The 5619-nt window shown below is 62.2% G+C and carries 5 protein-coding genes; 3 read left to right on the top strand and 2 right to left on the bottom strand.

The annotated features are described in order from the left end of the window. Both M0R80_31175 and M0R80_31170 read right to left on the bottom strand, forming a co-directional pair. The coding region (locus M0R80_31175) for a hypothetical protein (protein ID MCK9464104.1) at nucleotides 1–568 on the bottom strand (568 nt) is incomplete at its 3' end. 215 nt (nucleotides 569–783) lie between these two features. Then, the gene (locus M0R80_31170; GenBank protein MCK9464103.1) at nucleotides 784–2640 is read right to left on the bottom strand and encodes a hypothetical protein; all 1857 of its coding nucleotides are present in this window, start codon (nucleotides 2638–2640) and stop codon (nucleotides 784–786) included. 114 nt (nucleotides 2641–2754) lie between these two features. Between M0R80_31170 and M0R80_31165 the strand changes: the two genes are divergently transcribed. The 3 genes from M0R80_31165 to M0R80_31155 are packed head-to-tail and all read left to right on the top strand — an operon-like array spanning nucleotide 2755 to nucleotide 5574. After that, nucleotides 2755–4011: a class I SAM-dependent methyltransferase gene (locus M0R80_31165; protein MCK9464102.1), complete on the top strand. Its 1257-nt coding sequence runs from the start codon at nucleotides 2755–2757 to the stop codon at nucleotides 4009–4011. Then, entirely contained in the window at nucleotides 4008–5018 is a 1011-nt protein-coding gene (locus tag M0R80_31160) for a glycosyltransferase (protein ID MCK9464101.1), read from the top strand. The genes M0R80_31165 and M0R80_31160 overlap by 4 nt, the downstream gene beginning before the upstream one ends. After that, complete coding sequence (locus tag M0R80_31155) at nucleotides 5008–5574, top strand: cobalamin-dependent protein (GenBank protein MCK9464100.1); 567 nt, start codon at nucleotides 5008–5010, stop codon at nucleotides 5572–5574. Before M0R80_31160 ends, M0R80_31155 begins: the two co-directional genes overlap by 11 nt. Nucleotides 5575–5619: the final 45 nt, after the last annotated feature.

Raw genomic sequence — 5619 nt, 5'->3', positions numbered from 1 at the left:
CCTTTTCCCTCTCCCTGTGTCCATCGAGAACGAGAATCTGCACCGCCATGAACGCGAGCGCGAGGTGGTCCGAAACGTTGGCCGCCATGCCGACTATCTCCGCGGCCAGAGGATGCGCCGCAAAGATCACGGCGAGCCACACCGCCGCAAAACGGCCGCCCGGGGGCGCGAACCGCCGCAGTAGCGCGGCGAACGAGATCGTCGCGGCCGCGAGCCCCAGAAGCGAGAGCGCGTGAAAGGCGAACGGCGCTTTGCCGGCAACAAACGCGGTGAGCCAGAGAGCAAATGTGGTCACGGGTCTCCAGTAGTCGTGGAGCAACTCGGCGAGGTAGGACGAGTTCTGCCAGAACGGGCGCAGCAGCATCTCGCCCAGGGCGTCCGGATCTCCGAGCCCGTCCGCTCCCGCGACGAGGTAGACGTCGTCCATGACGAACGCGTTGTCCAGAACAGATACGTAAACCGCCGCGATCGCGGCTGCCATGAGAGCGAGCGCACCCATGCCGAACAGAGGCCGTCGGCGTATGCCGTCCAACCGTTCTTCCTGGGAGTCGCGCGCCGTCATGATCATCGGCAGGTTAACTTCACCATGTGGAAATGTCACTCGGCACGGCGCGAGCCGTTGCCATGTTTTGGACGAGTGCCGGGCCTCGACTGGGGCCGATTGCCAGGCCCGTCGGGAAGTCTTTCGGCGGGCGGATGCCAATCCGGATCGGGGAGCAGGGGGCATGAATCAGAAGAAGACGACCGCGAACACCGTGATCATCGGCGCCGAACCGGCCGACCTCATTTGGGCGCCGAATCGTACAAGGTAACGCGGCCGTCCGGGATCTTCTCGGCCTCGACGGAATCGAGCGGTACGGCGGAGAGACTGCAGTCGGGCATCCACAACAGAACGTAGCCGGCGCGACCCGGGAAGTGCTGCATCAGCTTCCTGTCCTCCGCAACAGAGACGTGGTTCACCCAGAGAACGTCGTTCTTGAGGTCGGGATCGTTGTTCGGACGCCAAAAGACGAAGTGCCGCGTTGGGAAGCAGAGGCATCTCCTCGAGAAGGGTCGAGGGGAGAAGATGACCGCGTTGGACAGGTTCAGACGCCGTGGGGCGTCGAGCGGCGCGTTGATGTCGGCGGCCAAACGAGCCAGGTTCCCCAGCCGGATAGGTACATAGGCGCAGAAGGAACACAGGGCGAACGCCAACGCAAGGGCCACTGGAAGGGCGGTCGGTCGGATGCCCGCGAAGAGCGGTGCGGAACCTTCGACGGCTCGCTCTCCGAGCCAGTCGGTGAGGTTCCTCAACCCGACCACTGTGAGCACGATGATCGCCGGTGTGGCTTCGAAGAAATGCACCGGCCCGAAGGTGTCCACGCCGGAATCGGAGATGAAGAAGTGGACGAGGAAAAAGAAGAACAAGCTCGCCCAGAAGAACAGGGTCTCGCGTCTCCGGCCGGCGGCGAGGATGAAGAAGAGGGAGAACGGCCAGCCGAAGACGTCGGCGTTCAAGCGGAACAGCGCGATGACCATCCTCGCCAAGGAGTGGTACGGGCTCGAATAATTGATATTGCTGATGGCGTTGTCGGAGATGCCGGCGAAACCCGAGAACCGGTAGCCGTTTTCCCGCGAATAGGACAGCAGGCGCTGGTAGGCGACAGTGGTGAAGGAGCCGTTTTGGATCTTGTTGACCGTCAGGAACAAGGCGGCGAAGCACGCGGCGGGCACCGCGAATGCGATCAGAGCGCGAAGCCTTCTTGTCGGGTCGAGGCCACGGAGCCCCCACAACCAATAGGCCACGAACGGCAACCCGGCGCCAAGGCCGGACGTGGGGCGGATGAAGAACGCCAGGCTGAAGAAGAAAGCCACCGCGGCGTGGATGCGCAGGGGCGCGTCGTCGTCCCGTGATCGCAGGGCGAACCAGCACAACCACGTGATGGCCATGGCGCTGGTCGTGTGCGCCATCATGGTGGCGGCGGCGGTCATGATGAACGGGGAGAGTAGGTAGAGAGCGGTCCCCAGCTTGGCGAAGCCGCTCCCCACCAGCCGCCGCAGAATCCAGAAGAGCGCCGGGACGGTGAGCGCGCAGTAGAACGCGTTCATCGTTTCGGGAACGGAGAGAAAAATTCCCGGGACGAGGAGGGCGGGCCAGCCGAGAAAATATTGTGTGTAGATTCTGCCGTCGTTGATGACGAATTCCCGATCGAAAAACAGCTTCATCGGCGGGGATTCCGCCGTCAGGTGGCCTCCGGCGAGCAACTGCGCGGAGAAGCGGTAGCAACTCTCGTCGTCGGTCAAGGGGGCGTTCTTGAGCACGAAGACGCGTATGGCCGTAGGAATCAGGAACGCCAAGAGGGCGGCGACGATGATCCACGCGCGGTCGGACGGGCCAGCCCACCGCGCCGCGATGATATCGGCGACCTCCGCGTTGGCGATCAACCGAGCGAAACCCAAGGCAATAAAGAATGCCGAGAACGTCCCCACGAGCATCCACATGCCGAGAAACGCCATGTAGACGGGAGTGACCATGTTGAGGGAACCCAGATCGAGCGTGAACCCGCGGAGGTACACATCACCGACGGCATTGAAACCCGTTACTCCGAGAGCCCCGGCGAGGAAAGGCCAGACATGCCGCCAGAGCGCGCTTGCTTTCATCGTCGCGGAAGGTCCTTTGGCAGAATCGGCAAAACGGACTGCGCAAGGTTCAACGATTGCGGATACTATTGCTGAACATATGCTGACGGTCAAGGTGTCCATGAAGCGCTGTCCATGAAGCGCGAACCCATGACCGAGCAGAAAACCCTCGGCACGGCGGTGTCGTCCGATTCGGACGGTGAAATCTTCAGCCCTCGCTCCGGCGCGCCCGATCTCACGCCGAGGAGCGTCCGTGCTTCCCTCGCCTTTGGGCTTCTCCCTTTTATCTTCGCAGTGATCGCTTTTACGGCTGGTCTGGACGGTGGCCCCGTCCTCGACGATGAACTCGCCATCGTGAGGAATCGGGTGATTGCCACGCGACAATTAGCCCGCCCCGCGTTCGGGACTATTGGTTGTCGTGCGCGACGTGTTGAGCGCCACGCAGCGCGCCCGGATCGAGGCCCCGACCACGGACCGGACACGCAGCCGCCCGGTCCGCCGCCCGGCCCTCAGATGGATTTCCGATCGAGCCTAGTACCGACACCCCGAAGTCCCGAAGCTCGTTACAAGACCGTGCAGCTTGCCGAGTGGGCGTCGAGACCGATATACATGTCCATAGGCATTCTCCTTGCGACAGGAAGCGCGATGAAGGGAGCAGGATCGAATGTGTCCCGTCCGGGCCTGGACGACGAGTTCGTCGCCGAGGACCTCCGGGACATGGGATCGGCCCCGCGTTACAATGAGTGGCTGTTCTCACAGGTGCGGCCCTATCTGGGCAGAAACGTGGTGGAAGTGGGGTCTGGCATCGGCAACATGACGGGACGACTGCTCTCGACTTCTGAACGCGTCATCTGCATCGAGCCGAACCCGCATTGCGTCGCCCATCTCGCGCGGACCCATGCCGGACACCCTGGGTTTCAGGTGCTTTCCGCGTCCATCGAGGATGTGGACACCGAGGCGCTTCGCAACGGGGGAGTGGATACCGTTGTGTGCGTGAACGTCCTGGAACACATCGCGGACGACGTGGCGGCCTTGAGGAAGTTCGGCGACTGCGTCACCGGCTTGCAGGCGTCGATCGTCCTGCTGGTCCCGGCGGTTCCCCTCGCCTTCGGCTCCATCGACACGGCCGTGGGGCACTTCCGACGGTATTCCCGAGGATCGCTACGGAAGGTGATCGAATCGGCCGGTCTCGTGGTCGAGACGATGTATTACATGAACCTGCTCGGATTGGCGGGGTGGATCGTCAACAGCAAGCTGAAACGGGTTGTACGGCAGAGTCCCAGGCAGATCCTTATCTTCGACACATTGACGCCATACCTCGAAAGTATCGAGCGGTTGGTGCGACCACCCGTCGGGCTCTCGCTATTCTCGGTCGCCAGGAGGAAACCATGAGTCGGACCGGTCGCGATGGCGCTCCGCACATCGTCGTAGCCGTTCCCTGTTACAACGAGGGAACGACCATCGGGAAAGTGGTCCGGGACTTCCGCCGTCAACTGCCAGAGGCGGAGGTCTTCGTCTTCGACAACAACAGCACCGACAATACCATAGACGAGGCGAGGGCAGCCGGCGCGACGGTGCATGGCGTTCTGAGACAGGGGAAGGGTGCGGTCGTCGCTGCGATGTTGTCCAGGACCAATGCGGACTACTACGTGATGGTCGACGGAGACGACACCTACCCGGCAGAAAATGTGCGGGATCTGCTGCGTCCGGTGATTGAGGGTCAAGCCGACATGACGGTCGGGTACCGCCTGTCCGAATACACCAGTAACTCGTTTCGACCTCTCCATGTCGTTGGAAACAGGGTCATCACCAGCGTGACGAACCTCGTGTTCCGCTCGCAGTTGAAGGACGTTCTATCCGGATACCGCGCCTTTTCGCGCCAGGTGGCGGACGCCCTTCCGGCGATTTCGACCGGCTTCGAGATCGAGAGCGAAATGACCCTGATGGCCTTGCGCAACGGTTTTACCATCCAGGAAGTCCCGATCCCCTATCGCGAGCGTCCCAGCGGCAGCGTTTCCAAACTGAGCACGTTCAAGGATGGCTTCAGAATTCTGCTGCACATCGCGATTATTCTAGTCACGTTCAAGCCGTTGACGTTGTTCGGATCGATCGGCATCGTACTGGCGGTTGCAGCGGGGGTGACGGGTGCGTTTCCGATCCTGGAGTACGTACAGGAACCTTCGGTGAGCAGCTACGGGATGATGGTCATTTCCATCGCGGCAGGATTCGGCGCCGCCATGTCTTTTGTCGCCGGGATCATTTTATATGTGGTGAGCAACCTGTTCATCAACTACGGGAACATCATCACGCGCAAGCAGCAGCACATCTACAGGATGCTCGACACCCGCAAAACGGAGCCGCCGACAGACAGCAATCAGGAGGTGGGTGGTGCCGGTTGACGGCGGGAAGATGAGACGGGCCGTTGCGCGGGACGTCCTCGAGCCGCGCATTGCATCGCTCGAAGGCAAGCGCGTGCTGTTGATCAACCCACCGTGGACCCTCCTCAAGGGCAACATCTGGCGGGCCGTAGCGAGTTGCTATCCATCGATCGGGCTTGCGCTCATTGCCGCCTACCTCGAACACTGCGGCGCCGCGGTCACGTTGCTCGACATGCAGGCCGAAGGAGCGGACGACGGGTGGCCGAGCCGCATCACACAGAGGCCTGACATCATCGGCCTGACAGCCACGACCGTCATTTTCGATCGGGCACTCGCCGTGGCGGAGATGGCGCGCAGGGCTTGGCCGGACGTGCCTATCGTGCTGGGCGGCGTGCACTCCACCATCGCGCCTCGCGAGGTCCTGGAGAACCACTGCATCGACTACGTGATCCGGGGCGAGGGTGAGCGCAGCATGGCGCTCCTGGCCGCGGGAGTGCCGCCGGATGGGATACCGGGACTCGCGTTTATCAGGAACGGGGAGTACTGGGAACATCCTGACGTCGACGTAACTGTTTAGCGGCCATCCCGACGTGAAGCAGCCGGTCGGCTGCGGTTTCGAAAA

This window comes from Pseudomonadota bacterium, from assembly GCA_023229365.1.
Lineage (GTDB): Bacteria > Myxococcota_A > Polyangia > JAAYKL01 > JAAYKL01 > JALNZK01.
This window is presented reverse-complemented; position numbering and strand designations above follow the sequence as displayed.

Coding starts and splice junctions, on each gene's coding strand:
- M0R80_31170 (MCK9464103.1), bottom strand. CDS start 2,640: ATGAAAGCAAGCGCGCTCTGGCGGCATGTCTGGCCTTTCCTCGCCGGG.
- M0R80_31165 (MCK9464102.1), top strand. CDS start 2,755: ATGAAGCGCGAACCCATGACCGAGCAGAAAACCCTCGGCACGGCGGTG.
- M0R80_31160 (MCK9464101.1), top strand. CDS start 4,008: ATGAGTCGGACCGGTCGCGATGGCGCTCCGCACATCGTCGTAGCCGTT.